The organism is Candidatus Arsenophonus triatominarum, assembly GCF_001640365.1.
GTDB classification, from domain to species: domain Bacteria; phylum Pseudomonadota; class Gammaproteobacteria; order Enterobacterales; family Enterobacteriaceae; genus Arsenophonus; species Arsenophonus triatominarum.
The window spans coordinates 1-25618 of record NZ_LWMI01000056.1 but is presented as its reverse complement, the minus strand read 5'-3'; the positions used below and the strand labels follow the sequence as shown (position 1 = coordinate 25618).

Genomic DNA, 25618 nt, shown 5'->3' with positions numbered 1-25618 from the left:
TTCAGGCTGACGACAAATTTAGTCAATGAACTTGAACCCATGGATGAAAGACAGCGTATTCGCTTGGAGCCAATATACGATCCTGCCCGCTCCGTTTGGTTTGATCCTGACGCAAAGAAATATGATAAGTCTGATGCTGAATGGGCTTTCTGTATGTATTCACTGTCAGTTGATAAATACAAACTGAATACAATAAAGATCCGTCGACGTTAGATAGCAGAATTGAGAAAACTTGGGATTATGACTGGTTTGATAATGATGTTGTTTATATTGCCAAGTATTATGAAGTAAAAAAAGAATCCGTCGATGTTATTAGTTTTAGCAATCCCTTCACTAATGAAAAAGTCACCTATGACAGTGATCAACTTCAACTTTGTTCAGGATGATCTTGAAGACATAGGCTTTATCGAGGAAGCTCGGCGAACCATAAAGCGCAACATGTTTATGTCTCAGTGATTGATGTGATGGATTCCTCGAGAAAGCTCAACGAATACCAGGTGTCATATTCCGTTAATTCCAGTCTATGGTAAGCGGTGGTTTATCGATGATATTGAGCGAGTTGGGGCATATAGCAAAAGCCATGGATGCACAACGGTTGTATAACTTACAAGTGTCGATGCTGGCAGATTCTGCGACTCAGGATACGGGCTCAATTCCGATTGTTGGTAAAAGTCAGATAAAAAACTGGAGAAATATTGGGAAACTAGAAATAAGAACAGACCCGCTTTTTTACCATTAAATGAGATTGACAAACAAGGCAATATTATTGCGCCACCAACGCCAATAGGATACACCCAACCGCAGCCACTCAATCAGGCAATGGCGGCATTATTACAACAAACCAGTAGTGATATTCAGGAAGTAACCGGTTCAAGTCAGGCTATGCAACAAATGCCAAGCAATATAGCTAAAGAGACGGTTAATAATCTGATGCATCGTTCTGATATGTCCTCATTTATTTACCTTGATAACATGGCCAAAAGTCTTAAGCGAGCAGGTGAAGTTTGGTTATCGATGGCACGTGAAGTCTATGGTTCAGACAGAGAAGTCCGTATTGTTAATGATGATGGTACGGACGATATAGCGTTAATGTCGGTTGCCATCAAAGATAAGCAGACAGGACAAGTGGTAGCGATGAATGACTTATCGACGGGGCGTTATGATGTCACCGTTGATGTGGGCCATCTTATACAGCGAGACGTGATGCTACTGTTTCAGTTCTGACTAATCTGTTGGCTGGAATGTTACCGCAAGACCCAATGCGTGCAGTTGTTCAGGGGATTATTCTAGACAATATGACGGGGAAGGCTCGACGAGTTCAAAGATTACAATCGCAAGCAGTTATTAACTCAAGCGTTGTTAAGCCTCGTAATGCAGAAGAAGCCCAAGTTGTTGATCAGGCTCAACAGCAAGCCCAACAACCTAATGCTGAACTTGTAGCCGCTCAAGGGTATTGATGCAAGGGCAAGCTGAAGTTCAGAAAAGCGAAGAACGAAGAGTTGTCTATTCAGGTTAAAGCTTTTCAGGCTCAGACTGAGGCTAGAGTAGCAGAAGCCAAAGTTGTTCAGATTCTTGCCTCTGCTGATAGTACAAAGCGCTCTGAAATTAGAGAAGCGCTAAAAATGTTACATCAATTCCAGAAAGAACAAGGCGACTCATCACGAGCAGATGCCGAGTTAATTCTAAAAGCAACCGATATGCAGCATAAGCAAAGCTTAGATGTTGCGAAAACTATTCAATCACAAAATAACCAACAGTCTCCTGCGGACTTCTCGCAGAGTTAAGGGGTAATAGATGGAAAACGAACTGATCATTGATGGTCAGGCTGTACCTATGTCTGAAAATCAGAAACGACAACAGCTAGAAACAACAGAACAAACAAAGCAAGTTAGTGAGAGTAACACCACTGACAATGCTGAAATTGTGACTGGTGAATCATCTGAAGTAAAACCAGATCAGAACGTCGATCAGGAACAAGATTACTCCTTGCAGATCGGCGATGAAGAAATCTCGCTGGCTGATGACGATGATTCAATTGAAGGAAAGCCAGCTCCTAAGTGGGTTAAAGAACTTAGAAAAGGATTTAAAGAAACACAGAAAGAAAATCGCGATTTGAAACGACAGCTTGAGGAATTGACAACCAAGCAGTCTTATCAATCGCCAGTGAATCATGATAACGTTATTCCTGCTAAACCCACCTTGGAATCATGTGATTATGATGAAGAAGTCTATGAAAAAGCACTGACAGATTGGCATGAGAAAAAAAGCCATGTCGAACAAAAAAAACAAGCGCAGCAAAGGCAGCAACAAGAAGTTCAGGAACGATTTATTCAGCGTTTAAAATCCCATCAACAACGTGCAGCTAAATTACCCGTAAAAGATTATACGGAGATGGAAGAGGTTGTACGTTCAGAAGTTCCAGTACTACAACAGGAAATTTTAATTCATGCTGCTGATGAGGGAACAGAACTTATCGCCTATGCACTTGGAAAAAACAAAGCATTACGCCAGCGGCTTACCGCTGAGAATGATCCTATCCGAGCCGCGTTTCTGTTAGGTCAAATTAGCCAGAAGGTAAAACTGGCACCCAAACCTAAAAAAACACCTAAGCCTGAACCCGAGCTAAAAGGTGGCGCCGGAAACGTGAAATCCGATGAGTTTAACAAATTGTGCCCAGGTGCAATTATTGAATAAGAGTAAAAAAATGGCAAATAATCTAGACTCAAATATTAGTCAAATCGTTTTAAAAAAATTCTTACCCGGTTTTATGTCGGATATTGTTTTGTGTAAAACCGTTGACAGGCAATTATTATCGGGTGAGATAAACTCAAACACGGCGACAGTGTGAGCTTTAAGCGTCCGCATCAATTCAAGTCTGAAAGAACAGAGACAGGTGACATTACGGGGAAAGATAAAAATGGTCTTATCTCTGGCAAAGCGACAGGCAAAGTCGGTAAATACATCACGGTGGCTGTTGAATGGACACAAATTGAAGAAGCGTTAAAGCTTAATCAGCTTGAACAAATTCTATCACCGATTCATGAGCGTATGGTGACTGATCTTGAAACAGAATTAGCCCATTTCATGATGAACAATGGTGCGCTATCGCTAGGCTCACCGAATACACCGATAAAGAAATGGTCAGATGTGGCTCAAACGGCCTCATTCATAAAAGATATTGGCATTAAAACCAGTGAAAACTACGCCGTCATGGATCCGTGGTCAGCCCAACGGCTTGCCGATGCACAAACTACTATCTCCGCTGAACCTTTAGTGCGTTCAGCTTGGGAAAACGCGCAAATAACAGGTAATTTTGGGGGGATCCGTGCATTAATGTCTAATGGTCTTGCATCAAGAGAGCAAGGGGATTTTGACGGAACAATCACAGTGAAAACAGCGCCTAACGTTGATTATCTTTCTGTTAAGGATTCCTACCAGTTTACGATAACATTAACTGGAGCAACACCGAGTAAGACAGGTTTTTTAAAAGCCGGTGATCAGCTTAAATTTACGTCTACTCACTGGTTAAATCAGCAAAGTAAGCAAACGTTATATAACGGATCGACAGCAATCAGTTTTACAGCAACAGTGCTGGAAGAGACTGACTCTACATCTTCTGGTGATGTTACTGTCAAATTATCGGGTGTTCCAATTTATGATGAAAAAAATGCCCAATACAATGCCGTTGATGCAAAAGTTAAGGCAGGAGATGCCGTTTCTATCATAGGAACTGCAAAACAACAGATGAAACCTAATCTTTTTTACAATAAGTTTTTTCTGTGGGTTAGGAACCATCCCCTTGCCAAAATTACATAGCATTGATTCAGCAGTCGCAAGTTATGAGGGTTTCTCTATTCGTGTACACAAATATGCTGATGGGGATGCAAATAAACAGATGATGCGTTTTGATTTATTACCTGCCTATGTCTGTTTTAATCCACATATGGGTGGCCAATTTTTTGGCAATGCTTGATTATCTTCGTAACAATATGGGAGCGTTGGCTCCCTTTTTTTTATTTGAGGTTACTCATGGAAAGAAAAAGCGTTTTCGTCTGGTCGGATAATAAAGCTGGATTTGTTCAGGCAGTGATTGTTGCAGCGGATTTCCCTGTCTTCAAAAAAATGGGCTTTGTTTCATCTGTTGATGAAGTAAAGGAACCTAAAAAAACACCTGAAAAATCTAATGAGCCTAAAAAAGAAAAGGGCACTAAAGATGAGAAAGCCGTTAACTAAAGGTGAGATTGTTCTGTTTGCTTTGCGTAAGGCGGGTATTGCCTCAGATGCGACTAACACAGAGGTAGAACCACAATCGTTTGAAGATAGTATTACTGACCTTGAAGACTTGATGGCAGAGTTACAAATTACATTTGGGGATTTGGGCTATCAGTTTTCATTAGATGAACAACCCGCAGCCGATGATGCGTCAGGTCTTCCTCGTAAATATAAACAGGTTATTGGTTATCAATTGATGCTGAGAATGTTATCGGATTATTGCATTGAGCCTACCCCGAGACAAGAAGCGTCGGCCGCCGCCTCCTATGATGCGCTTCTTATTGACACGCTCAGTGTTCCACCAATAGAAAGGCGGGGTGATATGCCTGTTGGTCAAGGTAATAAATACTCCTCGTTAGGCGCTGATAGCTATTATGCTGAGAGGGGATTCCATGCCAAAAATGCAGATTCCGCTAGCTAAAGGATTAGCTAAAGATGTCAAGACCGCAGATTATATTGATGCATTACCCGTAAATATGCTGGCAACACCTAAAGAGGTGCTTAATGCTGCGGGTTATTTAAGATCATTCCCTGGTATTGAAAAAAAACAGGAAGTGAACGGCATATCACGTGGTGTGCAATTTAATACAAAAAACAACACTATCTATCGAGTCTGTGGTAACAAGCTTTATCTTAATGGCATTCAAATTGCTAATATACCTGGAACTGATCGGGTTTCACTTTCTCATTCAGGAAACAGTCAAGCGATTTGCTTTGGTGGAAAATTAAAGTTCTATGACTATGATGGGAAAGAAAAAGAATTATCAAATTGGCCAGAAGAGGTTGTTGTCAAAAAAGGATACACACGAGAAGTAAAAAAATGGGAACATAAAGCTGGTAATGATGATTTTGTGACATTATCAAAAGATGATATTGAAGGATATTTATCCCTTAAAATTATTCCAAAATCATCTGATGGCAAAAAGGGAAATGAAATAACGATTTCTGAATCTCAGTTCGGATCACGTGTATCGCAAAGTAATCCTGGAGGAAATAAACCTTATTTGACGGATATTTTGGTGGAAGGAATTAAGCGAATAGGGGGAAAAATAACAATAACTTATAAGATGAATAGTTCCACCACTGATTCTACAGAATTTGCAATGATTCAGACTGTGCCAGAAGTTATTGAAAGATATCCGCAATACAACTTAGGCGAAGTTATTGATGTTTGTCACAATAGAAGTCGTTATGTATTTTTGCAAAAAGGGGTAATCGATTTGGCATAACTGATCTTGAAGATGAATCAAAACCTGATAGATATAGACCATTTTACAGCGCTGAATCGCAACCTGATGGGATAGTTTCAGTTGCATCATGGCGAGACATGATAGTCTGTTTTGGTTCTTCTACGATTGAATACTTTTCGTTAACTGGCTCTTCTGATACTTCACAACCCATTTATATTGCTCAACCAGCGTATATGATTCAGATTGGTATTGCAGGTCGTAATTGCAAATGTCGTTATCAGGACAATTACGCAATTATTAGTCATCATTCTATTGGTCAACCATCAGTTTATATTATAGGTTCAGGTGAAAAAAACAAAATATCAACGGCTACTATTGATAAAATCATCAGTAATTATTCTGCTGATGAATTGTCTAAATCAGTTATGGAATCAATTAAATTTGATAATCATGAATTATTAATTATTCATCTTTCAAAGCATACTCTTTGTTTCGATATTTCTGCAAATAATCAATGGTCGATACTGAAATCAGGACTTTATGACAATCCCTATCGTGCGATTGATTTTATGTTCTATGGAAATCAAATCACAGCGGGTGACAAGAAAGAAGGAATTATCGGTAATTTAGTTTTCGACGCATCAAGTCAATACGAACAATCGACAGAACACCTTCTTTATACACCAATGATAAAAGCTGACAATGCAAGATTATTTGATTTTGAACTGGAATCTTCGACTGGTGTTGCTCAAATTGCAGATAAATTATTTCTGTCCGCAACAACAGACGGCATCAATTATGGCAGAGAGCAATTAATAGAGCAAAACTCCCCGTTTCGTTATGACCAGCGAGTTATTTGGCGAAGAATTGGCAGAGTTAGAAAAAATATTGGTTTTAAAATACGTATCATCACTAAATCACCTGTGACATTATCGAATATGTCGCTAAGGATTGAACAATGACGAATCAATATGCAAATCCAGGATTAAAGGAGCCAATCAGCGTCCAAGGTTCATATATCACCCCTGATATCCTTCCTTCAAATTTCAGCGAATCTTATCGTAGGATCGTTTTAAGTGGTGCCGAGGATATAGGCAAAGTCGTTAACAGAGCTAACGACTCAGGATATGAAGCTTATGCTGCGCAACTTAAAAATGAAGAGCAAGATATTATCCTTGGGAATCACGAGGAAAGGATAACAAAAACTGAGGAGGGTTTAGCAAGTCTTGAGGTTCGGGTGCTTAATATTGAGAACGACGTTAACGGACTTAAAATAAAGATACAAGACTTGGATGGCAAAGTATCCGAAATTATCGTTGATTACGTCTCCTTGAGTCGAGTGACTCAGCAAAATTTATCATCATCCCTCAATGTCAACACTGCTTATTCCGTTAACGGTACAAAAGTGGTTGGTCAGCGTGTTATTGGATTTACTCCCGCTATCGGTACTCCATTGAAGAACGCTTTTGATGCAGATCAATCCTTCGCAATTGGAAAAAAGTATAAAAAAGATGAAATTGATGCATTGGCTAATGCATTAATCGCATCCCGCCAGCGCATCAAGGCACTAGAAGACGCGTTAAGATCGCACGGGTTGATTGACTGATGGAAATTAAAGTTATTGACAATATCCAACAATTCCAGCGGTTTTTTATGGATAAAAGCAAGATCGGTTATGCAATGGAAAATAACGGGGATTATCAATTAAAGAACAATCAGCTTTATGTGGGTGTTTATGAAGGGTTAATGCTGGTTGGTTTTTTTTCAATAGAATTTATTCGCAACAAGTTAATTGAAATTCATCCTGTGTTTGATCCAGGTTTTCGAGGAAAATATGCATTAGAAGCCACAAAAAAATTTTCAAAATGGTTGGTGGATAATATCAATTTTTCAACCGTGATTACGTATGTTCCTGAAAAAACCCCGTGGGGGAAAATTATTTGCAAATTAATGAACATGCGAAGAGTCGGTGTGATTGATAATGCATTAACGGCAGGTAATCAACAAATCAATATGACAATGTATCAGGTAACAAAAGAGGAGTTAGAAGATGGGTGGAGGCGGTGGGGATAACGGCGCAAGCGAACAAGCTAGGGCATCACGTGAAGCAATAGATCTACAAAGAGACCAATGGCAACGTGTAATGCAAAATTTAACGCCATACATGGGAGTCGGGGTGCCAGCGTTAAATCAATTGCAAAATTTGATGTCGCCAGAGGGACAGGCACAGGCATTGAACAATTTTTATAATTCGCAACAGTTTAATGATTTGGCTAGTCAAGCGAGGTACCAAAGTTTAAATGCCGCCGAAGCGACAGGTGGTTTAGGTTCGACGGCAACAGGTAATCAATTAGCATCTATCGCTCCAGCATTAGGGCAGAATTTTCTATCTAATCAGATGCAAAATTACGGTAATTTAGTTGGCATTGGCATGAATGCAGCAACCGGACAAGCTTCAGCAGGTCAAAATTACGCTAATAATGTCGGTCAATTATTACAGAACATTGGAGCAGCAAATGCGGCTTCGGCAAGTAGCCCTTCTGGATGGCAGAGAGCATTAGGTGGTGGCATGGCAGGAGCTGCAACAGGCGCAAGTATTAGCGGACCATGGGGAGCTGTAATTGGTGGTGGTTTAGGTGCACTGGGTAGTTTATTTTAATTGGAGTTTCTATGGCGGCGTTTCAACTTGCTGGATTACCCAGTATGCAAATATCGAATCAAACTGCGGGAGGGCTAGGATTGCCAGCAGTACCACAATATGCTGAACGTCCTAATACGGGTGTTATGCTTGCACAGGGTATAGGTTCAATTTATGACAATTTGCAGGCAAGAGAAAAACAGCAATCAGAAGCGGATTTTATGAAATCTTTCGGTGCGGCTTATGCGGCTAATGATCGCGACGCAATGAAGCAACTTGCTGTGGCTCATCCTGAACAAATTGAACGCATTCAAAAAGGGATGGGTTTTATTGACCAGGACAGAAATCAGGTTATTGGACAAGCAGCCATGGATTTGCGTCTTGCTGCAAAAAGTGGTGATCAATCACTGATGTCATCATTACAGAAAAATGCACCGATATTAAATCAGATGGGATTATCACCAGAAGAAGCATTTTTATCCTACAAGCAAGACCCAAAACAGTTTGATCAGATGACTGATTTAATTGGTATGCATGCATTGGGTCCAGAAAAATATTTTGATATTCAAGATAAACAAGAAGGTCGTGACATTGACAGAGGTAAACTTGCTGAAACAGAACGCAGCAACCGAGCAGGTGAGTCTTTAACAATGAGAAGTCAAAATATTTCTGCGCAAAATGCAGCCTTGGATAGAGAGATAAAAAGAGCAGAACTTGAGAACAAGAAACTTGATCGACAAGCACAAAATTCGACTAACGAATTGCGAAAACAAGCATTAGAGCAACAAATTGCGGCTAATCAACAAAAGATAGATGAAGCAACTGAAAAAAAACGTGTCGCCCCGATTAATGATAGAAAACGCATTGATACAATTAATGACAACGCAGACAGATTGGCACAACAAGCGCAAAGTATATTGGATAATCCCTATCTGGAATGGACGGTTGGGGCAGGAAGTATAATGCCAAATATTCCTGGTACTGTCAGAGCAGATTTAGCGGCACAGATTAGCAATTTGAAAGATCAAATAGGACTGCAAACATTAAGCTCAATGAAAGAATTGTCAGCCAATGGTGCCGCTGGATTAGGGAATACCACTAACCGAGAATTTGGTTCATTGCAGAATTCACTGGGTAATTTGAGTGAAAAACAGTCGCCAGAAGCGCTCAGAAAAACATTGCAGAATATTATAAAAAACGCAAATACTAGCAAAAATAGGCTGAATGCTAACTTCAAGCAAATTTACCCGGATTTTAAGCAAGATGAGCCTAACGAAAAGATGAATGTTGATAGTTCAAATATTTCAGATGATGAATTATTAAATAAATATTTATCGAGGTAATCATGGCTATCAATGATTATTCAGAAGAACAGCTTTTTACTGCATTAAGAAATGCGGATTCAGCAGGCGATAAGACTGGCGCTCAACGAATTGCTGGATTAATTCAACAAAGACGATCTACTCAAAACTAAGATAGTAATCCTATTACTGAGGCAGGAAAAGGACTTTTGCAAACAGGTGTTAATGTAGCGAATATTATCCCTGAAATTGCCGATGCTTTTATGTCAGGAGCTTCGTGGGCGGGTAATCAGTTAGGAATTGGCGATGGTACTTATACACCAACACAGCGATTAGAGTTACCTGATAATTTAAAACCACAAGATCCATATGCCAAATTGGGTGCTGAAATTGGGCCTTATCTTATTCCTGGTGTTGGCGCAGAAAGAACAGCAGCCGCATTAGGTTCTGTTACCAACGCGGGAAGACTGGAGCGTGGTGCAACTAAATTAGCGGATATGGTGGCTGAAAATAGTGTAGGGGCATTAGCACAGAATAGTCAGCGCGATAATGGCCAAAATTTAGCGACTGATTTGGGTATTGGGGTTGCTGGTAGTGGATTAACGAGAGCGATTACTCCGCTATTAGGTAAAGCTTATAATGCAGTTGTGCAACGTACAGCATCACCAGCATCAACTGAAATTAACACGGCAAATGATATTGTACAATTAGCCAGATCTGAAGCAGGACGAGAATCAATAGCAGAACAAGCCGCCAAAATAGATCCGGATGTTGCTAAAGCAGCTGATGTTACGGGTATTGACATTAATGCTTTAACGCCAGGTATGCGTTCAGGTAGTACAGGCATTGCGCAAACTGAAGGAGTTTTATCTTCAACACCAGGAATTGTGCAAGATGCTCACATGAAAGCATTTGATGAAATAAAAAGCAAGTTGAACAAAAACTTAGAGGAATTAGGTGCAGAATCTGGAACGGCATCAGAAAAAAGCGCAGCGATTAAAGGAAGAGTCATATCAAATCTAGATGAAATGAGAGAGGCAGAGTGGAAAGCCTGGAATAATGTTAGATCTACAATGCCAAATCAAAAGATGAAAATGGCTAATGCCAATGCGGTTGTTCAAGCTGAAAATTCTGCTGGCGTTCCTTTATCATCTGAAATGAAGCAATTTGTTTCTGCTTATAAAAAAGGGGGAATTACGTTTGATGGCATGAAAGCATGGAGAGCTAAATTTTCTGATGCAGCAGAAAAATATAGCCGTAGAGGTGAAGCAAATGCGGCCAGACGTGCTGGAGAAGTTAGACAAGCCATAACACAAGATATGCAGAAAATGGCACAACAGGGTGGTTTTCTTGAAGACTGGACGAAAGCTAATGAATTATCTAAGGCAAGAATAACCGCCCAAAAAGATGCTGAAGCTATTTTTGGAAGAGACCTATCAAATGATGCGCTAATCACAAAAGGCGTTTCTGCATTACAAAGCTCATCGAAAAAAGGTTTAAAAGATTTTCATAAAATGATGAAATCTGTTCCAAAGGATGAATATGAACCAACGATAGCATCAATATTGCAGGATGCAGCATCACAGGGTGTGAGAGGGGGTAAATCAGAAGGCGCGGGAATTTCACATATTGCTTCAATACTTACACCACAAAACATTAATGTGATTAGACAATATTCACCCGATCTTGGAAGACTGACAGAAGCTTATGGCTTATTAGCAAAAGCGGCGTCAAAACCTTTAAGAAGCATTGAACATACAGGAAGATCAGTTCCCGTCCTGAAAACGCTCAATGGTGAATTACCAAAAATATTACAAATTATTTCTGACCCACTCAAGAATAAAGCGGTTGGGGCTATTGCTGGCTATGCAGGAGCTGGAGTAACTGGTTCTGTATTAGGTTCTTTAGCGAGTTCTGCTTTGTATTCTGGTATTACCAATTTAGCCAGTAAACGTAGTGGCAGATATGCAATAGAGAAAGCTATTCAGGAAGCAACTAAAGCGGTTAATGCTGGAGCGAGTCAATCAGCCATTGAAGCTGCTGAAAGACGCTTTGTTAAAAATAAAGCCGTAATGAGAGTACTTCGTGATACGCTGAGTCGTGAAGAGTTCCAGCAAATGGCCAGACTTGGGTTTGTTGCTACGATGAGTGGAATGACAAAAAGTAACAACAACGAATAACAATCCTATCTAAAAGTTTTATAAATCCCATTATTTAATAAATATACACCTCATTTCTATCTGGAGAAAAAATGTCAGATATTATGCCTAATGTTGTCGTGAGTATGCCAAGCCAATTATTCACCTTAAGAAGAAAGTTTGCTGCTGCAAGCAATGGTAAGGTTTACATCGGTAAAATCGATAGGGATCCCACCATCCCAGAGAACCAGATTCAGGTATATCTTGAGAATGAAGACGGATCACATGTCCCTGTTGCACAACCTATTATCATCAATCAAGCCGGCTATCCAGTTTACAATGGTCAAATTGCCAAGTTTGTTACGGTAGAAGGCCATTCGATGGTCGTGTATGACAGCTATGGTGCGCAACAGTTCTATTTTCCAAATATTCTAAAGTATGATCCTGACCAATTTAAAGGTAAGCTTGAACAACCCGATGGTGCATCAATGATAGGTGTCCAGCCATCGGGTAATCTGCAACAAATGCTAAATTATGTTACACCTGAACAATTTGGGGCTATTGGTGATGGTACTGTTCATGCGCTTTCTGAGCGATTTAAGACATTAACAGAAGCACAGGCGGTTTATCCTCACGTAACCTCATTAGAACAAACCATCGATTGGGCAGCATGTCAAGCTGCTGAGAATTATGCTAGAGGGAAGACAGAAGTTAATTGTCCTTCATATGCTCAATATCATTTTGGCAATGATGGACTACAACTTGGTGAAAATAGTAAATGGAAAGGTAATGCAAATGTTCAAAATGATAAACCTGCCACTACAATGATAAGGAATTTTCCTTCAGCAACATCGATATTTGGGCAATGCTATATCGTTAGGGTAATGCCTGCACCATCAGGAGCAGCAGATGATTCAATTCGGGGCGTTTCCTTTGAAGGATTTAAGTTAAGATATCCAGTAGCTCGAAGAACGCCAACAAAAGGCACAAATACAATTTGTTTACATGCCGGTAACTCAATGCGTGGAAAATGGGATGTTAGCGTTTGGGGAGCTGAATATGGATTTTATACATGGGTTTTTTGGGGTAATTTAGGTAGAATTATGGTGGATAGCTGTCATAAAGGTTTTTGGACAGCAGCAATAATTGGCGATCCAGAAAGACCAGTCAAATCAGGTGGAAGTACAAGCAATAGGCTAAGAATAGAGTGTGATGTCACACCTTTTCCTATAACTATTGGGACAGATTCTTTTTCTCAATACTTCGGTTATTTCGAAGGAAGTGTAACTTCAGATGAAAACTACGATTCTACAAATGAAACAGCGTGTGGGATAACGTTAATAGGTACATGTGGAGGTGTTACTTTCGACTTCGGTATTGAGAAGTGGGAAGGAGTGCACTTAACAGCAAATGGCAATCAAGAAATAAGTATTAGATTTGCATTATTTTCAGATGCACATTATAAAATGTCGACTGGCAATGATGGATCAGATTCGTCAATGCGAAATCTTATGGGTACATCTAAATCAAAAATATCACTTCCTCCAAGTTCAAGATCTTATATTAACAACTTAAGTGATAGTATGATGCTATCAATTAATGATTCAACTTACTATCTAGGAAATATTTTCACTGAAACGTCGGAAACAAGGTATTTTGCAAATATACAAGGTGAAAATTCTGTTATAGCCTTTAGAGGTGGGTACGTGACATTAGTGCCTGAACATGGAGCGGCACCTGTAAAATTTTCACCTAATATTAAAATGCATAGTAGAGTAATTGACAGTGGGTGTAGAAATCTATCTCTAGCCATCTCCCCCATAGGTTATACATTGGTCGGTAAGAATAGATGGAGAAGAACAGCAAGACAGTCGTCTCGAATGAGCAAGATTAATAATGGACAAATTTATACAATCACTGCTCCAATTGGATATAACATTGATAATGTTGAAGGTATTTACTTAAATCTAGGCGATGGCACAACAGGAGCAAGAAATAATGTACACATTGGAACCATAACAAGTGGAAATGGAACCACTGCAGGAACATGTACTCTACTTACTTCGTATACAGATGTTGCAGTTACAGTTCAATATAAAGATATAATTTATCAGCCATAATAATTTATTTTTATTTAAGTAAAATAACTTTCTCAACTCCATCAAATAAAGTAAAGAATCTTTTATCATCCAGCACATCATTTTTTAACAATTTATCCTTTGATATCAGTATATTAGCATTTATGTTGTAATACTTAAGCATGATCATTCCTGACCATGAGTAAATTGGCATCACCATCCATTTAAGAGAAGGGAATCTCTTAAACTCCATTTCTGTGGCAGGATTTGTAGATATCTTACCTCCTATATAAATCTTTTTTCCATTCCATGATTTTGGGATAGAAGAAGCTATATCATAAAAAACCTTGTCTTCAAGCGATCTTTGCGCCTTACTAGCATTTGCGTAAGCTGATGCATAAGATAAGGATAACATCACTGGAATTGCACAAGCGAAAGATATAGTTTTTCTAAAGCCAGTTACTGAAGCTAAATATCCAACCATAAGCATTAGTCCAGGAAGTCCCATCATTACACGAGGAGCTACAACAGTTTTATCAATAAAGATAAAAGGCCCAGTAATAGAAAATATTGATACGATTAATCCAAATGCAATCAATGAAACTCCGAATATCTTAGATAACGCTTCATTCTTAGAAGTCAATATTTTAAAAATTAAAATAGTCAATCCAGCTATAGAAATTAGTATAGGCAGCAACCATGCCATATACATTGCGTTGTTAAGCAAGCTTTCAGCAATATTCCAAAACCTATCAAGGTTATGCATCAGGCTTTTCACTGGATCATCTACTTTTGTGATTAAATCAGAATTAACTTTTTTAGACAGGAAGAAAGGCGTTACTCCTTTCATGTACACTGTTACCCCAATAAGTGCTGTTATAACGCGTTTTACAAATTTCTTGAGGATTTCTTTTATGATATTAGAAGTATAAAGAAGATAAATTATTTCAATTGCTGAAAGTGAAAGGAATATATTTATTGTTGCTTGGTAAAGGCTCAAGGCCATTACTAAACAAATGGATCCTACAATAATACGAAAAATAGGGCGGAAAGATGAAACAACCACTGAGTAGGGAATTGTTGCCAGAAAAACACCAAGCATCATAGGCAAACAATCAAAATGATAAGAAAAATTTTGTAAAAAAAAAGGACTAAGAGAAAATAGTGAAAAAACAATACCCGAAGATAATCCTTTTTTAATAGCAAAGCGACAATAAAGTACTAACGAAGAAACGCAAAGAAATGCAGCTGAAATAATTAATGATAACGGAAAAAGATCTATGACATATTCTGATCCAAAACCTACAGCCATAACAACGAAATCAGAAAGAGGACGACCAAGGGCGCTCCAATAAGCTTCTCCATTAGCTGAGCGAAGTATATCATCTTGATAAAGGATACCAGAAAGCAACAGTGGGATAACGAACAGAGTAGTTACTGATATAATAAACCAGCATCCGCTATCAATTTTACCCATCTTAATCATTTTTATTTCCTTTCTTAAGTATAAAGCGCGGACGATGTTTAGATTCGATATAAATCCTTCCAATATACTCACCCAACACGCCAATACCGATAAGCTGAATTCCACCAAGAAATAAGATAGATACAAGTAACGATGGATAACCAGGAACAGGATTTCCCCATATAATCTTATCTATTATCATACATCCACCGTAAATAAATGACATAGTAGCGACGAACAGGCCAATATATGTCCATATACGGAGAGGTAAGGTAGAAAAACTGGTAATGCCTTCAAGTGCTAGATTCCACAGCTTCCAGCCATTAAATTTTGATTCGCCCGCCACTCGTTCAGAGCGAGTATATTCGACTATATCAATATTACCGCCAACCCATGAAAGTATGCCTTTCATGAATAAATTACGTTCAGGTAGCTGTTTAATATTGTCAACGACTTCTCTTGACATCAAACGAAAATCACCAACATTTTCTTCAATTTTTGGGTTGCTGATTTTGTTGTGTAACTTGTAAAACCATTCAGCGGTTTTACGTTTAAGACGCGCATCAGTAGAGCGGTCAGTACGTTTTGCCAAAACAACATCAGCACCGTGTTGCCATTTTCCGATTAATTGTGGAATAACTTCTATTGGGTCTTGTAAGTCCACATCGATGGGGATTACTGCATCACCTTTCGCGTAATCGATACCAGCAAAAAGGGCGGCCTCTTTTCCAAAGTTTCTAGTAAAGGTCAACGCTAGCACTTGCTCATCAGCTAACGACAATGCATTAATAATATTTTCTGTCGAATCTTTACTACCATCATTAATAAAAATTATTTCAATCTCATATTTTTGTAATTTTTCATTTCCCCTCACAGTTCTATAGAAGATTGGAATAGCTTCCTCTTCATTGAAAACAGGGACAATTAATGAAATTTTCATTATTCAATACCTTTAAATACAACAAATTTTGAAAAAAAGAAACCTAACATAAGACTAATGGTTGAAAATGTGATTAATGTTAAAATAGGATAAATATTTAATTTATCCGAGAAACATCCTATCAGGTAACTCATCATTCCCATAAAACCAATGAAAGCTATGTATCGACAACCAGTTGACTTTTTATTAAAAGTGAATTTAGCTTTGGCAAAGAAAGAGAATGTTACTGACGCTAAGAAAGCGATAAGGTTAGCATAAGCCTGTGTAATATTTGTTATAGAAATAATAATAGCAAATATAATCCAGTGGATAAGCGTATTGATAATTCCAATTGAAAAGTATTTAGTGAAATGTGTGACAAAATTTATCTATCATTAAATTTGAGTGTGGAGTTTATCATATAGGTAATTTTATTATTACTGTTAATGATTACAGTTTAAGCAGATTAAAATAAAAAACCAGCAAGATTGGTTAAATATTTTTTGATGTTAAAAGGTGTATAAAAATTATCCATAAAAATATCAAAAAAACCAGTAATTGTCACTCACTATAAGCCGTAAGTAATTGATTTATAGTGAGTGAAATCGCTTGTTTTTACGTGTAAATGCGTATAATAAATGAGCTATATTTTTATAAGTAATTGATAAATAATTTTTTTATTTTTATTTACCTTATTATAGTTAGTAATACGCTTAATTTTATTGACTGGGAGACTAAACATATTATCAAATCCATTCAGTATTAGTGTTATTTCCCGTGATATTTATGAATGACAAACTCGATAAAATCCTGAATTTCTTCTTTTGCTGACCAGGGTAATTCAGCAAATTTTTTATGGTCATATTTCAGGACGTTATTATCATCAGGGGGCAACATTAACTCATACGGTTTACGCCCTAAAGCTTTTGCTATGGCTTCAAGGCTATCTATGGTTGCACTCGCTTCATTTTTAACGATACGGTTGATGGTTGACTGTCCCAGTTTGGATTTTACTGACAGTTGTGCTTGAGATTTTACGCCATGTAGTAGCTCAGACTTAATCTGACAGATACCGGTTATTTATACAGTACCTGTCAGGTTAAATTTGATTTAAATCTTTCTCTCTCCAAAGTTGTTTTCCATCGTGTAAAGTTGCCATAGGAGTTCGACCGCAACACATTTTTCCTTGATGAGTGCGTTGGTTATTATATTCCGCTAACCATTTATCTAAATCAGCTTGTAATTCATCTAAAGCCCTATAGATTTTCTTACGAAAAGCCACCTGATAGAACTCTTGTAATACAGTTTTATGAAAGCGTTCACAAATCCCATTAGTTTGAGGTGAACGAGCTTTAGTTTTTGTATGATCAATATCATTGATAGCGAGATAAAGTTGATAATCGTGATGTTCAACTTTACCACAATACTCACTGCCTCTGTCCGTCAGTATACGTAACACCGGTAACCCATGCTGGGAATAAAAGGGAGAACCTTGTCATTTAATAAATCTGCCGCCGTTATCGCGCTTTTTGTTGTGTAAAGCTTACAATGAACGACTTTACTGTAAGTATCAATGTAAGTTTGTTGATAAACACGACCAACGCCTTTTAAATGACCGACATAAAAAGTATCTTGTGAACCCAGATAACCTGCGCTGTTTCAATCTCACCACAGGCTTCATCATCTTGCGCTTTCTTTTCTAGAGCACTGATTTGTGATTCTGACAGGATAATTCCTTCTGTTGCGATTTTATCTTCAAGCGCTTTTAGGCGTTTTGTAAAATTTTCGAGATTATGGCGCAGCCAAATAGAGCGAACGCCACTCCCCGAAACAAAAATGCCTTTTTTTCTTAGTTCATTACTACTGCGGTGTTGACCGTGTGCAGGGTATTCAATCGCATACTCGACTACAGCGCTTTCAATCTGTTCATCTACTCTATTTTTTACGTTAGGCACCCGTCGATTTTGATTAATTAAAGCGTCTATCCCACCATCGTTAACAAGTTCCTGGTAGCGATAAAACGTATCTCGGGATATCCCCATAATCTTACAGGCTTTTGAGACGTTATTAAGCTCTTCAGCGAGGTTAAGTAACCCGACTTTATGTTTATGATAGGATTATTTGTTTGATACATAGAATTACCTTTTATTTAATTATCTAATGATGTTAATTAAAACCGGTAACGCTCTTTTTTAAATCAGAATTGTCGGATTAAGTTAAGACTAATACACTTTCATCTCCTGTTAAATATACCAGCTTTTACTTTTATGTAAGTCGTCTATTTTTTCTAAGACAGTGATTTTATTACCGCCATTTCCGGTTAATATTCCGCTTTCTCCATCGGTATCGAATTGATATATCAATCCTTTGTTTGTTAATTTTTTTTCCTTCAATCTAATTATTTTCATCACCTCACAATGATAAATAACCTGCATCCCTGCTTTGACATGATGTAACGTTGTTCGGTATTCATGGATGTTATTCATAGGATTACTCCGGTTATTGATTACATGAATGTAAATGTTGATCAAAACATTAATTTTTATAAGGTTATTTATGGTGGTATTGTTAACGTTGTGTGTTTGTTAACAGTAACATTTTACCTGGTGTTGGCCAGCCTTGCGCTGGTCTTTTTTTTGCTTGGTATTATTCACTAATAAGAACGGATAATTTTCCAAGTCCTTTTGGCGTAATTCTTACCTGTTCAGTTAACTTTTCCGAACCGTCATTTCTGGCAACGACAGTCACTTTATGCTCGATTAAATCCTGCTTGATTTTATCCTGATAGCCAACCCAACTTTTTCCACCAACACGCCGATAAATCCAATCATGTCCTTGTAACCATGAAAAAAGTGCTTTGGGTTTCATTTGGAGTGATTTTGCCGCATCAGTAATACAAAACGAGCCTTCTGAATAGCTGATTCGTTTTAGTGCTTCAACTTGCGGTTTCATCTCATCGACTTTGTGTTCAAGCGCAATAACTTTTTCTGTGTAATTAAGCAACAATCCTCTCATCGCTGATGGGTCATTTAATATCTTAACCGGACTAACGGCTTCTAATGCTTTTCTTTCACATTCAATAAAGTAAAGTCTTGCCTGTTTCCCTTTTTCGTTGCGCTCAACCATGGATAACTCTTTCGCCATGTTGATAGAGATTGCACATTCTATAGACGGTCTACCTTTTGCGGTTTTTTCCGCAAAAGTCACGAAGTCCTCATTTTCAATGAATCCATATTTTTCAATGCGACCTTTTATCCAATCTTTAAAATGGTTTTTTACCCCTAAAAACGCATGTAAATCACGTGCATTAACTGTCTGGATTAATTCACCATTGATATTTTTTGTTTCAATATTGATTAAATTTTGCATATCGTAATTCCTCAAAGTTAATTGATGAATGAGCATTGATTAAGTGGAATAAGCTAGGTGGGGTAATGACTTCTTGTTTTGCAACTATTTCTTCAAGGTATCAAGGAATACCCCCAAATAGGCAAAGAGTGCAGGCACTATCATGATGCTGATAACCAGTAGCTCTTGCCCGCCTAAATGGATATTGCCTAATTCGCCACGTTTAAACCTGATTTGTGGGTCAATGACGGCATCAGCGTGCGCAAGATGTCCAACTATCAGTTCGAAAGCAAATGCCGCGCTGATAAATACTAATGTCGTGATTAATAATTTGATGATGTTAAGTTTCATTGCTTAACCTCCGATATAATTAGTGTACATGGCTAAAATTAAAATCCACATGGTGGGTCTCCTGTGACTAAAAGGGGATAGAATCATCAAAATCGGGCTCGATAATTGTGTTACTGTCTGGCTGGTTAGTGGTTGGCATATTTAGTCTATCTTGACTTTCCTGCGGTTTTATTTCCTTCCTGTTGCCCAATATTTCAATCTCGTTGACCAGAAATTCAGGTGATAACCTTTGCTGACCGGATTTATCCGTCCATTTATTCTCTTGATAGGCAGTGGTAACACGAACAAAAGTGCCTTTTTGTGCATGATTGTTGATATATTCGGCTACTTGCTTAAATGCTTTACAATTAATCCATGTTGTGTCATCAATCCATTGACCGCTGTTGTCTTTTCTTGATTTGCTGATAGCGATAGAAAATACGGATATGGGATTTTTATCTTGGGTATAGCGGATATCTAATTTGCCGATGCGTCCGGTAAAGTTACACTGGTTGTGGTTTGCCATGTTGCCTCCGCTTTTTGATTAATTTTGTTGATTTCTGATTTCAGCTTTTCGATAAATGCTTGAACGGCTTGTTCAATTTCGTTAACCAGATTGTCATCCTTGATAATCCGGATTTTGTAGTATGCAAGGTTAGGGGGAAGTCTGTCATCATAGCTGACAAAATCGCACCAGTTTCTGCCTGTGCACATCATTTGGCCGTGCATTTGTAACAGGTATTCGTATTTCGGTTTTCCTGTGACAATGGTTTCAATGTGGGTAGTGGTGTTGGGGCATTTGATTTCGATAAGTCCATCATCATTAACCAAACCATCAGGACTTGCCCCAAATAGCGCAATAGACGGGTGGGGGATAAAGCCCACTTCGGTGACCGTGACATCAAACTCATTGAGGTAATATCGCGCTCTAGCTTGTGGTTCAAGGGCAATGCCCCGTTCAATGGCCTGATTGGTTTTAATTTCTTCTCGTCGTCCGGTAAGGGTTTCACAAACTAATTGCATGAGGTAGTTTCGTTGCGTTGTTCCCCTGCCTTTGGATAACACCTTGTGTAAATTGCTGGCGGTGACTTTCCCAAGTCTTGCCTGAAACCATTCGTCCGTTTTCTGCTTCATGATTAGCCTCGTTTTTCATTGCAATATTGCGATAAATAGCCATTTTATTTTCTTCGCCAATGATATCCGTCTCTTCTGGTGTTAATTTCAGCCAATGGGATTTCATTGATTCAATACCGCCTTTTGCTGATGTTTCTAATTCCTGGATTAATTGTTCGTAACGGGCTTTTTGTTGTGCGGCTTCTTTCTGTATTACAATTTTTTCCTGTTCAGGCAAGTCTTCTCCGGCATAGATATAAAATCCTAATCCAAACATTGAAATAGCCTTGGTGAGACAGCGCATGAGCGTTTTATTGATATCAACGGCATTAGGGTTAGAAATAGCCTGATTCCGGTAATCCATAACGGGTAACCACATTTTTCGGGGAAACTCATTATTTCCTTGTTTAACCGTGAGTGTTAACGACACCATCGCACTGCCATCATTGTTATAGCTAATGGCATCAATGACATAGTAGGATTCTGGATAATGTGCCATTAATACGCCCCATGCCCAAGCCCATGAGAGATAAGAAAGGCCGTTTTTCTTTTCAACTTTATCGTTAACATTAATCACCGACAGCGTTTCCCAAACCTGTTGTTGAAAACTTCTCTCTTTTTCGGTATGTTGTGTTTCGCTCATAGATATTTCCTCTTAGGTGCTCGAAGTGCTTTGTACTGATGGATGTTCTCATTTTTGAAATGGTTAAACAGCGCCTTCCAGATATCGTCAAAATCCTCAATACTGAGTTTTCGCATCACTGAGGAAGGTAGGCAGTCATAAACAGGCTGGACAAGTTCGCTGATTTCGTCGTCCAGCCTGTCTTCCCAATAAGCAATTTCTTGCTGTTGTTCGTACCAGTAATCTTGCATGGCGTAAGGGTTCATTTGACCTCCTCGAACTGAAATAGCATCCTGTTTTTTCTGGTTTTAATCTCCGCGACTAATAACTCGATTTCATTTTGTGAAAAGGACGAATCCAGTAGCAGAGTGATAATTTTTTCTTTAAGATGGCGTTTTTTCGCCTTTTCAGATTTAAGGGCATGATGATTTTTTCCATAAGCTTTTAGTTGCAGTGATAAAGCGATTAGCCATATATCTTGTCGTTGGGTATCAATCGCTAACTTTGCTGCCTGTCTTGCCAGCGCTAGCAGGATGTTGTCTTTGTTCATCGTTACCCCTTATGCCACCTGACTATATTTGTCGTGAGTGAATTCGCCGTTCCAGTCTTTCTTCATCGGTAGCTTACTTTTGAGGTATTGGTTATATAGCCATGAAGCCCCCTTTTTTAGCAGAACGATTTTATAACACTGGTGTTTCCCGTAATCGTTTGTCATGATGAAGGGTGATTCGGTTAGATAGGTATCTCTCGCATAAGAATGAACACGCCAGACATGAGCCTTGCTGATATCCTTTTCTGCATCGTAGAGAAAATGACGCGATTCCAGAAAAAGGTTGACCTGGTTAATATTTACGCCATTAAGCTGCTTGCAGAATTGAACAGGTGTCATACCAATCTGAAACAGGTTTTTTAGGCTATCGATTTCGGTTTCAAGCTGTTGAACCTGTACCCCTAACAGTTGAACTTTTTTATGCTGCTCAGCCCATGCAATGGCTGATTCAGCAGGGTCAAGGAAATTAGGTAAGCCTAAAGTTGTTGGGTTATTGGGTAATTGTGATTGTAAAATTCGTCTTTCGCATTCAATGAAGTACTGTCTGGCCTGTTTACCTTTTTCATTGCGCTCAACCATTGATAGCTCTTTTGCCATATCGAGTGAAATGTGATAGTCAACTCTTGAGCCACCGCCTACTAAATTTTTAGTAAGCGTTATAAAATCTAAGTTTTCTATGAAGTTATATTCTCTAATCCGATTTTTTATCCAGTCATTAAATCTGGATTTAATCTCTAAAAACGCATGTAAATCACGGGCATTAACAGTTTGGATTAATCCGCCGTTAATGTTTTTTGTTTCGATATTTATTAAATTTTGCATAAGGGTATCCTTCAATAGTTAAATTGATGAATGATTGCCCCTGTAAAAAGGGGCGTTAAGATTATTTAGTTACGTTGGAGGAAGCGATTAACGTTCGCTTGTTGCCATTTTTCAAGGGATTGTGTCATGACGCTATCATGTTCGTGAGTACTGGCTTCTAACAGTTGCTGCATTTCACGAAGGGACGATCTCGACATTTTCCTTATGGCGGAGTAGACGACGAATGGCTTGTTTTTCAGCATCGAAGATAGCTGATTTGAGCGTGTCAGTAATGCCGTAAATCCGTCGGCATTCTTCTGCAATTATTGCGATTTGATTAACCTCGAAGTGCTGAGGCGATGCGATTCCTGTCGCATGACGTAGCGCATACCAGATACCTTGCGTCCATGCCCTCTCAAATCTAAATCCATTCGCCATGCTCCAGACAAGATGAGCCAAATTGCGAGTATCGTTATCATTTAAGAGTTCTGGTGCTTCGGGTCTGGGCTGAGGATGCTCATATTTGCCAGTTTTTCGGATAGACGGTAAAACTTCATTAAATACCCAATCTTGAAATTGTTTTGCTTCCAGCTTATTGCTACGGAAAATAACACGATAAAGATTAGGTTTCGTTTACAAAGGCAAATTGCCGTCTCTGCCCATCTGACCTAAGGTAGATTTTTTCTACCCCAGCTTTATCTAACTGTTTTGAAAGCAATCACTTGAGTTTATGACTGTCAAAGCTTTACAAACATCATTAAGGCAGAACCATGGTTCAGAATTAATAATCTGAACACGCACATCGTAGATATTGTTAAAATAAAATGATCTGAGTTGAGTATTCATTTTTACATCCTATATCAATTGTTCAATATCACCCATTGTTCGGATGGGCGGTCGGGTACTTGAACACCGGATATAGACGGCAACAGTTTTCCCCAATAGGGTGTTGTATATACTGTTCGCTACCCGACCATAACAATCTATGGACGTAAAAAAACCGCATTACTTTCGGGAGCGGTATCCGCTATATCAAAAGGTGTGTTCAGCACTTAATATAGAATATAGCGCATGATTTCTTCTTTCGTCAATGGGTATTTAAAATGTCAATGTTTTACTATGCTGCTGTAATCCCGTTCACCATCACGCTTAGCAATCGTGGGAATTGGTTATCGTAGAATATTTTCTATGCCTATGTACTGACCCAATTTATTTGTCGCGTTAATTATTTCAGAAGGCTTGAGCTTCAGCTCTGTTTTTGCAAAATCCAGTAATATAAGTCCCGCATTAATCTTATCGGTAAACTCTTGTTGATGAGTTATTACGTTATAATTACAAGCGGTTGTTGCTCTATTTTTTTCTATAATTGTTTCTTTTTTGAGCCACGTAGCGTAACGGATAGCTAATGTTTCTACAGCCCAAATTCCTGATTCAATACCACCATGCATTATTTGTACTGAATTTTTACCTAAGATTTTTATTACTTTAGAAATACCTTTACTTTTAATAAAAGCAGATGGCCGCTGAGACTCAGTTGCTTTACCTTGTGCAACTGCCACACGGTGTAAATCATTCAGACAATAACGCCCGAAAGCATCTTGACGGACAACGGTATTTTCAATAACAACTAATTTAGACATAAAAATATTTCTCCGTAATGAAACGAATTAAGGTATTAACGTGAAAGATTTTGCAGATTGAACCCTAAACCCGTTATACTTACCAAAAAGGAGGATTCCCTATGGGTCAGGTTGCATTTGATACACTACAAGCATCTGAAGAGCTTCAAACGGCTGGACTTACTAGTCAGCAAGCTAAAGCTATTTCACTTGTTGTACGTAGATCGCATGAAGTTGCGGATGTAGCGACCAAAGCTGATATTGTTGAGGTAAATCGCAATATTGCTGATGTTCGTAAAGACTTATCTGCTGAAATAGCTGATGTTCGCAAAGATATGGCTGCTCGTTTTGAGAAGAACGAAGCTCAGATACAAGCACGTTTTGAAAAACTGACGCTCAGATAGCCTTAATTCGTAAGGATGTTGAACATATTGCTACAGGACTACTTTTAAAGCTGGGTAGTGTGATAGTTTTGACTATCGGTGCTGCAACAGCAATACTCAAATTCTTCTAGTCCTATGTTGCAGGTTCAAATCCTGCACAGCCCACCAATTTCACATATATCTTCATCAGTCTTAAATTCTCTTTTTAAGACGCTTATTTTTTTGTTAAGCACTGTATAATTTCTTTGAAAGTTTTGTTTCCATGTCGTCGTCATTCCATATATCAATGCTGCTTAAGTATTTTGCATCGCTCAAATGACGACTACCATTAGTAATCCCAACCAGATTACCCATATTGGGATGCTTTGCCGTTACAATGCGTGGATTGTCCAATCTCATTATGTGTACTCCTTGTTAACATTTGCTGAAAAGTTAGGATGTGTGCCAAGTGCCTCTTGGTGTCCGATTACAGTCATCACGGGTCGGGTAAACGCAATCAAACTATATTTTTAGCTATTGAAAGATAATTTATAGAATGTTGACTGTCCCGCGAGCGCAGAGCCGCATTCACACATCCTGAAACTAATTTGATTGCCAGATATTTCTGGCGCGTCAGGCTCGCTCCCTCTGTGTAATCCAACAACACACAAAACAGGAATAATGATCACCTTAATAAGACATTGATTATATTATGAATTGTTTATTTATGATTAATAAAAAGAAAGGATTTGATTTTGTGAATTGATTAATTATTCTCCTATCAGATGGAATTCAATGTCTTCAGGTTCGCAGAAGTCGATATTATCATAAATTCCATATTTGCTTGCTATATCAAGAATTGCATCATTCAT

Annotated in this window: 29 protein-coding genes and 7 pseudogenes; 18 read left to right on the top strand and 18 right to left on the bottom strand. The window is 38.5% G+C overall.

Annotated elements, in window-relative coordinates; genetic code table 11:
- From AYJ55_RS34960 to AYJ55_RS30090, 17 genes and pseudogenes are all read left to right on the top strand, one after another.
- The coding region (locus AYJ55_RS34960; protein WP_281181214.1) for a portal protein at positions 1–213 on the top strand (213 nt) is incomplete at its 5' end.
- A gap of 310 nt (positions 214–523) precedes the next feature.
- A complete protein-coding gene (locus tag AYJ55_RS36690) occupies positions 524–739 on the top strand; it encodes a hypothetical protein (protein ID WP_483771136.1) in 216 nt (71 codons plus the stop codon).
- A pseudogene (locus tag AYJ55_RS36685) lies at positions 685–1457 on the top strand (portal protein). The gene AYJ55_RS36690 and the pseudogene AYJ55_RS36685 overlap by 55 nt, the downstream one beginning before the upstream one ends.
- Positions 1458–1499: 42 nt before the next feature.
- Positions 1500–1784: a hypothetical protein gene (locus AYJ55_RS36680; RefSeq protein WP_483771135.1), complete on the top strand. Its 285-nt coding sequence runs from the start codon at positions 1500–1502 to the stop codon at positions 1782–1784.
- 10 nt (positions 1785–1794) lie between these two features.
- On the top strand, positions 1795–2694 hold the full coding sequence (locus AYJ55_RS22115; RefSeq protein WP_063657664.1) for a hypothetical protein: 900 nt from the start codon (positions 1795–1797) through the stop codon (positions 2692–2694).
- A pseudogene (locus tag AYJ55_RS22110) lies at positions 2654–3973 on the top strand (P22 phage gp5 family major capsid protein). Before AYJ55_RS22115 ends, AYJ55_RS22110 begins: the two are co-directional and overlap by 41 nt.
- Before the next feature lie 56 nt (positions 3974–4029).
- Positions 4030–4233 (top strand): hypothetical protein, encoded by a 204-nt coding sequence (locus AYJ55_RS30100; protein WP_063657663.1) that lies wholly within the window; start codon positions 4030–4032, stop codon positions 4231–4233.
- Positions 4214–4693, top strand: coding sequence for a packaged DNA stabilization gp4 family protein (locus AYJ55_RS22100; RefSeq protein ID WP_063657662.1), 480 nt, complete (start codon positions 4214–4216; stop codon positions 4691–4693). The genes AYJ55_RS30100 and AYJ55_RS22100 overlap by 20 nt, the downstream gene beginning before the upstream one ends.
- Positions 4647–4997, top strand: a pseudogene (locus AYJ55_RS27370) (packaged DNA stabilization protein); the annotation flags it as partial. The gene AYJ55_RS22100 and the pseudogene AYJ55_RS27370, both read left to right, overlap by 47 nt.
- Before the next feature lie 411 nt (positions 4998–5408).
- Positions 5409–6424, top strand: a pseudogene (locus AYJ55_RS22095) (packaged DNA stabilization protein); the annotation flags it as partial.
- Positions 6421–7068, top strand: a complete 648-nt coding sequence (locus tag AYJ55_RS22090; RefSeq protein WP_063657659.1) for a hypothetical protein — start codon at positions 6421–6423, stop codon at positions 7066–7068. The pseudogene AYJ55_RS22095 and the gene AYJ55_RS22090, both read left to right, overlap by 4 nt.
- Positions 7068–7535, top strand: a complete 468-nt coding sequence (locus AYJ55_RS22085) for a DUF2824 family protein (RefSeq protein WP_063657658.1) — start codon at positions 7068–7070, stop codon at positions 7533–7535. The genes AYJ55_RS22090 and AYJ55_RS22085 overlap by 1 nt, the downstream gene beginning before the upstream one ends.
- Positions 7513–8121: a lipase chaperone gene (locus AYJ55_RS22080; protein WP_063657748.1), complete on the top strand. Its 609-nt coding sequence runs from the start codon at positions 7513–7515 to the stop codon at positions 8119–8121. The genes AYJ55_RS22085 and AYJ55_RS22080 overlap by 23 nt, the downstream gene beginning before the upstream one ends.
- Before the next feature lie 11 nt (positions 8122–8132).
- A complete protein-coding gene (locus AYJ55_RS30095; RefSeq protein ID WP_162505785.1) occupies positions 8133–9443 on the top strand; it encodes a phage DNA ejection protein in 1311 nt (436 codons plus the stop codon).
- A 2-nt stretch (positions 9444–9445) separates the two neighbouring features.
- Positions 9446–9574 (top strand): hypothetical protein, encoded by a 129-nt coding sequence (locus tag AYJ55_RS34950; RefSeq protein ID WP_281181213.1) that lies wholly within the window; start codon positions 9446–9448, stop codon positions 9572–9574.
- Positions 9575–9610: 36 nt separating this feature from the next.
- Positions 9611–11581 carry a hypothetical protein gene (locus AYJ55_RS22070; RefSeq protein ID WP_245677529.1) on the top strand — a complete coding sequence of 657 codons (1971 nt, stop codon included), beginning with the start codon at positions 9611–9613 and terminating at the stop codon, positions 11579–11581.
- A gap of 71 nt (positions 11582–11652) precedes the next feature.
- Positions 11653–13659 (top strand): phage head-binding domain-containing protein, encoded by a 2007-nt coding sequence (locus AYJ55_RS30090; protein WP_063657939.1) that lies wholly within the window; start codon positions 11653–11655, stop codon positions 13657–13659.
- Between the two features lie 10 nt (positions 13660–13669).
- Here the strand turns inward: AYJ55_RS30090 and AYJ55_RS22060 are convergent, their stop codons facing one another.
- The 17 genes and pseudogenes from AYJ55_RS22060 to AYJ55_RS21990 all read right to left on the bottom strand — a co-directional run bounded on the left by AYJ55_RS22060 (position 13670) and on the right by AYJ55_RS21990 (position 24405).
- Complete coding sequence (locus AYJ55_RS22060; protein ID WP_187153361.1) at positions 13670–15094, bottom strand: glucosyltransferase domain-containing protein; 1425 nt, start codon at positions 15092–15094, stop codon at positions 13670–13672.
- A gap of 1 nt (position 15095) precedes the next feature.
- Entirely contained in the window at positions 15096–16022 is a 927-nt protein-coding gene (locus tag AYJ55_RS22055) for a glycosyltransferase family 2 protein (RefSeq protein WP_063657935.1), read from the bottom strand.
- Positions 16022–16390 carry a GtrA family protein gene (locus AYJ55_RS27360; RefSeq protein ID WP_074168200.1) on the bottom strand — a complete coding sequence of 123 codons (369 nt, stop codon included), beginning with the start codon at positions 16388–16390 and terminating at the stop codon, positions 16022–16024. Before AYJ55_RS27360 ends, AYJ55_RS22055 begins: the two co-directional genes overlap by 1 nt.
- Before the next feature lie 379 nt (positions 16391–16769).
- Entirely contained in the window at positions 16770–16895 is a 126-nt protein-coding gene (locus tag AYJ55_RS34010; protein ID WP_245677528.1) for a DUF2281 domain-containing protein, read from the bottom strand.
- A 205-nt stretch (positions 16896–17100) separates the two neighbouring features.
- Positions 17101–18135: pseudogene (locus tag AYJ55_RS22045) on the bottom strand (IS481 family transposase).
- A gap of 109 nt (positions 18136–18244) precedes the next feature.
- The gene (locus AYJ55_RS31245; protein WP_187153273.1) at positions 18245–18412 is read right to left on the bottom strand and encodes a hypothetical protein; all 168 of its coding nucleotides are present in this window, start codon (positions 18410–18412) and stop codon (positions 18245–18247) included.
- Between the two features lie 235 nt (positions 18413–18647).
- Positions 18648–19370: a phage antirepressor KilAC domain-containing protein gene (locus tag AYJ55_RS22030; protein ID WP_063657931.1), complete on the bottom strand. Its 723-nt coding sequence runs from the start codon at positions 19368–19370 to the stop codon at positions 18648–18650.
- Between the two features lie 84 nt (positions 19371–19454).
- On the bottom strand, positions 19455–19700 hold the full coding sequence (locus AYJ55_RS22025; RefSeq protein WP_063657929.1) for a hypothetical protein: 246 nt from the start codon (positions 19698–19700) through the stop codon (positions 19455–19457).
- Between the two features lie 67 nt (positions 19701–19767).
- Entirely contained in the window at positions 19768–20205 is a 438-nt protein-coding gene (locus AYJ55_RS22020) for a single-stranded DNA-binding protein (RefSeq protein ID WP_063657927.1), read from the bottom strand.
- Entirely contained in the window at positions 20157–20813 is a 657-nt protein-coding gene (locus AYJ55_RS22015; protein ID WP_063657925.1) for a lambda exonuclease family protein, read from the bottom strand. The genes AYJ55_RS22020 and AYJ55_RS22015 overlap by 49 nt, the downstream gene beginning before the upstream one ends.
- 163 nt (positions 20814–20976) lie before the next feature.
- A pseudogene (locus tag AYJ55_RS34000) lies at positions 20977–21435 on the bottom strand (Sak single strand annealing protein); the annotation flags it as partial.
- Positions 21432–21680, bottom strand: a complete 249-nt coding sequence (locus AYJ55_RS22010) for a hypothetical protein (protein ID WP_063653611.1) — start codon at positions 21678–21680, stop codon at positions 21432–21434. The pseudogene AYJ55_RS34000 and the gene AYJ55_RS22010, both read right to left, overlap by 4 nt.
- Positions 21677–21964, bottom strand: a complete 288-nt coding sequence (locus AYJ55_RS22005) for a hypothetical protein (RefSeq protein WP_063657923.1) — start codon at positions 21962–21964, stop codon at positions 21677–21679. The genes AYJ55_RS22010 and AYJ55_RS22005 overlap by 4 nt, the downstream gene beginning before the upstream one ends.
- Positions 21965–21973: 9 nt before the next feature.
- The gene (locus AYJ55_RS30080; RefSeq protein WP_162505820.1) at positions 21974–22786 is read right to left on the bottom strand and encodes an antA/AntB antirepressor family protein; all 813 of its coding nucleotides are present in this window, start codon (positions 22784–22786) and stop codon (positions 21974–21976) included.
- A gap of 174 nt (positions 22787–22960) precedes the next feature.
- Positions 22961–23224, bottom strand: coding sequence for a hypothetical protein (locus AYJ55_RS33995; protein WP_245677527.1), 264 nt, complete (start codon positions 23222–23224; stop codon positions 22961–22963).
- Positions 23225–23320: 96 nt separating this feature from the next.
- A pseudogene (locus AYJ55_RS36515) lies at positions 23321–23386 on the bottom strand (hypothetical protein); the annotation flags it as partial.
- 548 nt (positions 23387–23934) lie between these two features.
- Positions 23935–24405, bottom strand: a complete 471-nt coding sequence (locus tag AYJ55_RS21990) for a KilA-N domain-containing protein (RefSeq protein ID WP_063657639.1) — start codon at positions 24403–24405, stop codon at positions 23935–23937.
- A gap of 101 nt (positions 24406–24506) precedes the next feature.
- On the opposite strand from AYJ55_RS21990, the gene AYJ55_RS21985 reads away from it, so the two are divergent.
- Positions 24507–24788 (top strand): hypothetical protein, encoded by a 282-nt coding sequence (locus AYJ55_RS21985; protein WP_425393839.1) that lies wholly within the window; start codon positions 24507–24509, stop codon positions 24786–24788.
- 204 nt (positions 24789–24992) lie between these two features.
- Here the strand turns inward: AYJ55_RS21985 and AYJ55_RS31240 are convergent, their stop codons facing one another.
- The gene (locus AYJ55_RS31240; RefSeq protein ID WP_187153360.1) at positions 24993–25166 is read right to left on the bottom strand and encodes a hypothetical protein; all 174 of its coding nucleotides are present in this window, start codon (positions 25164–25166) and stop codon (positions 24993–24995) included.
- Positions 25167–25618 lie beyond the last annotated feature (452 nt).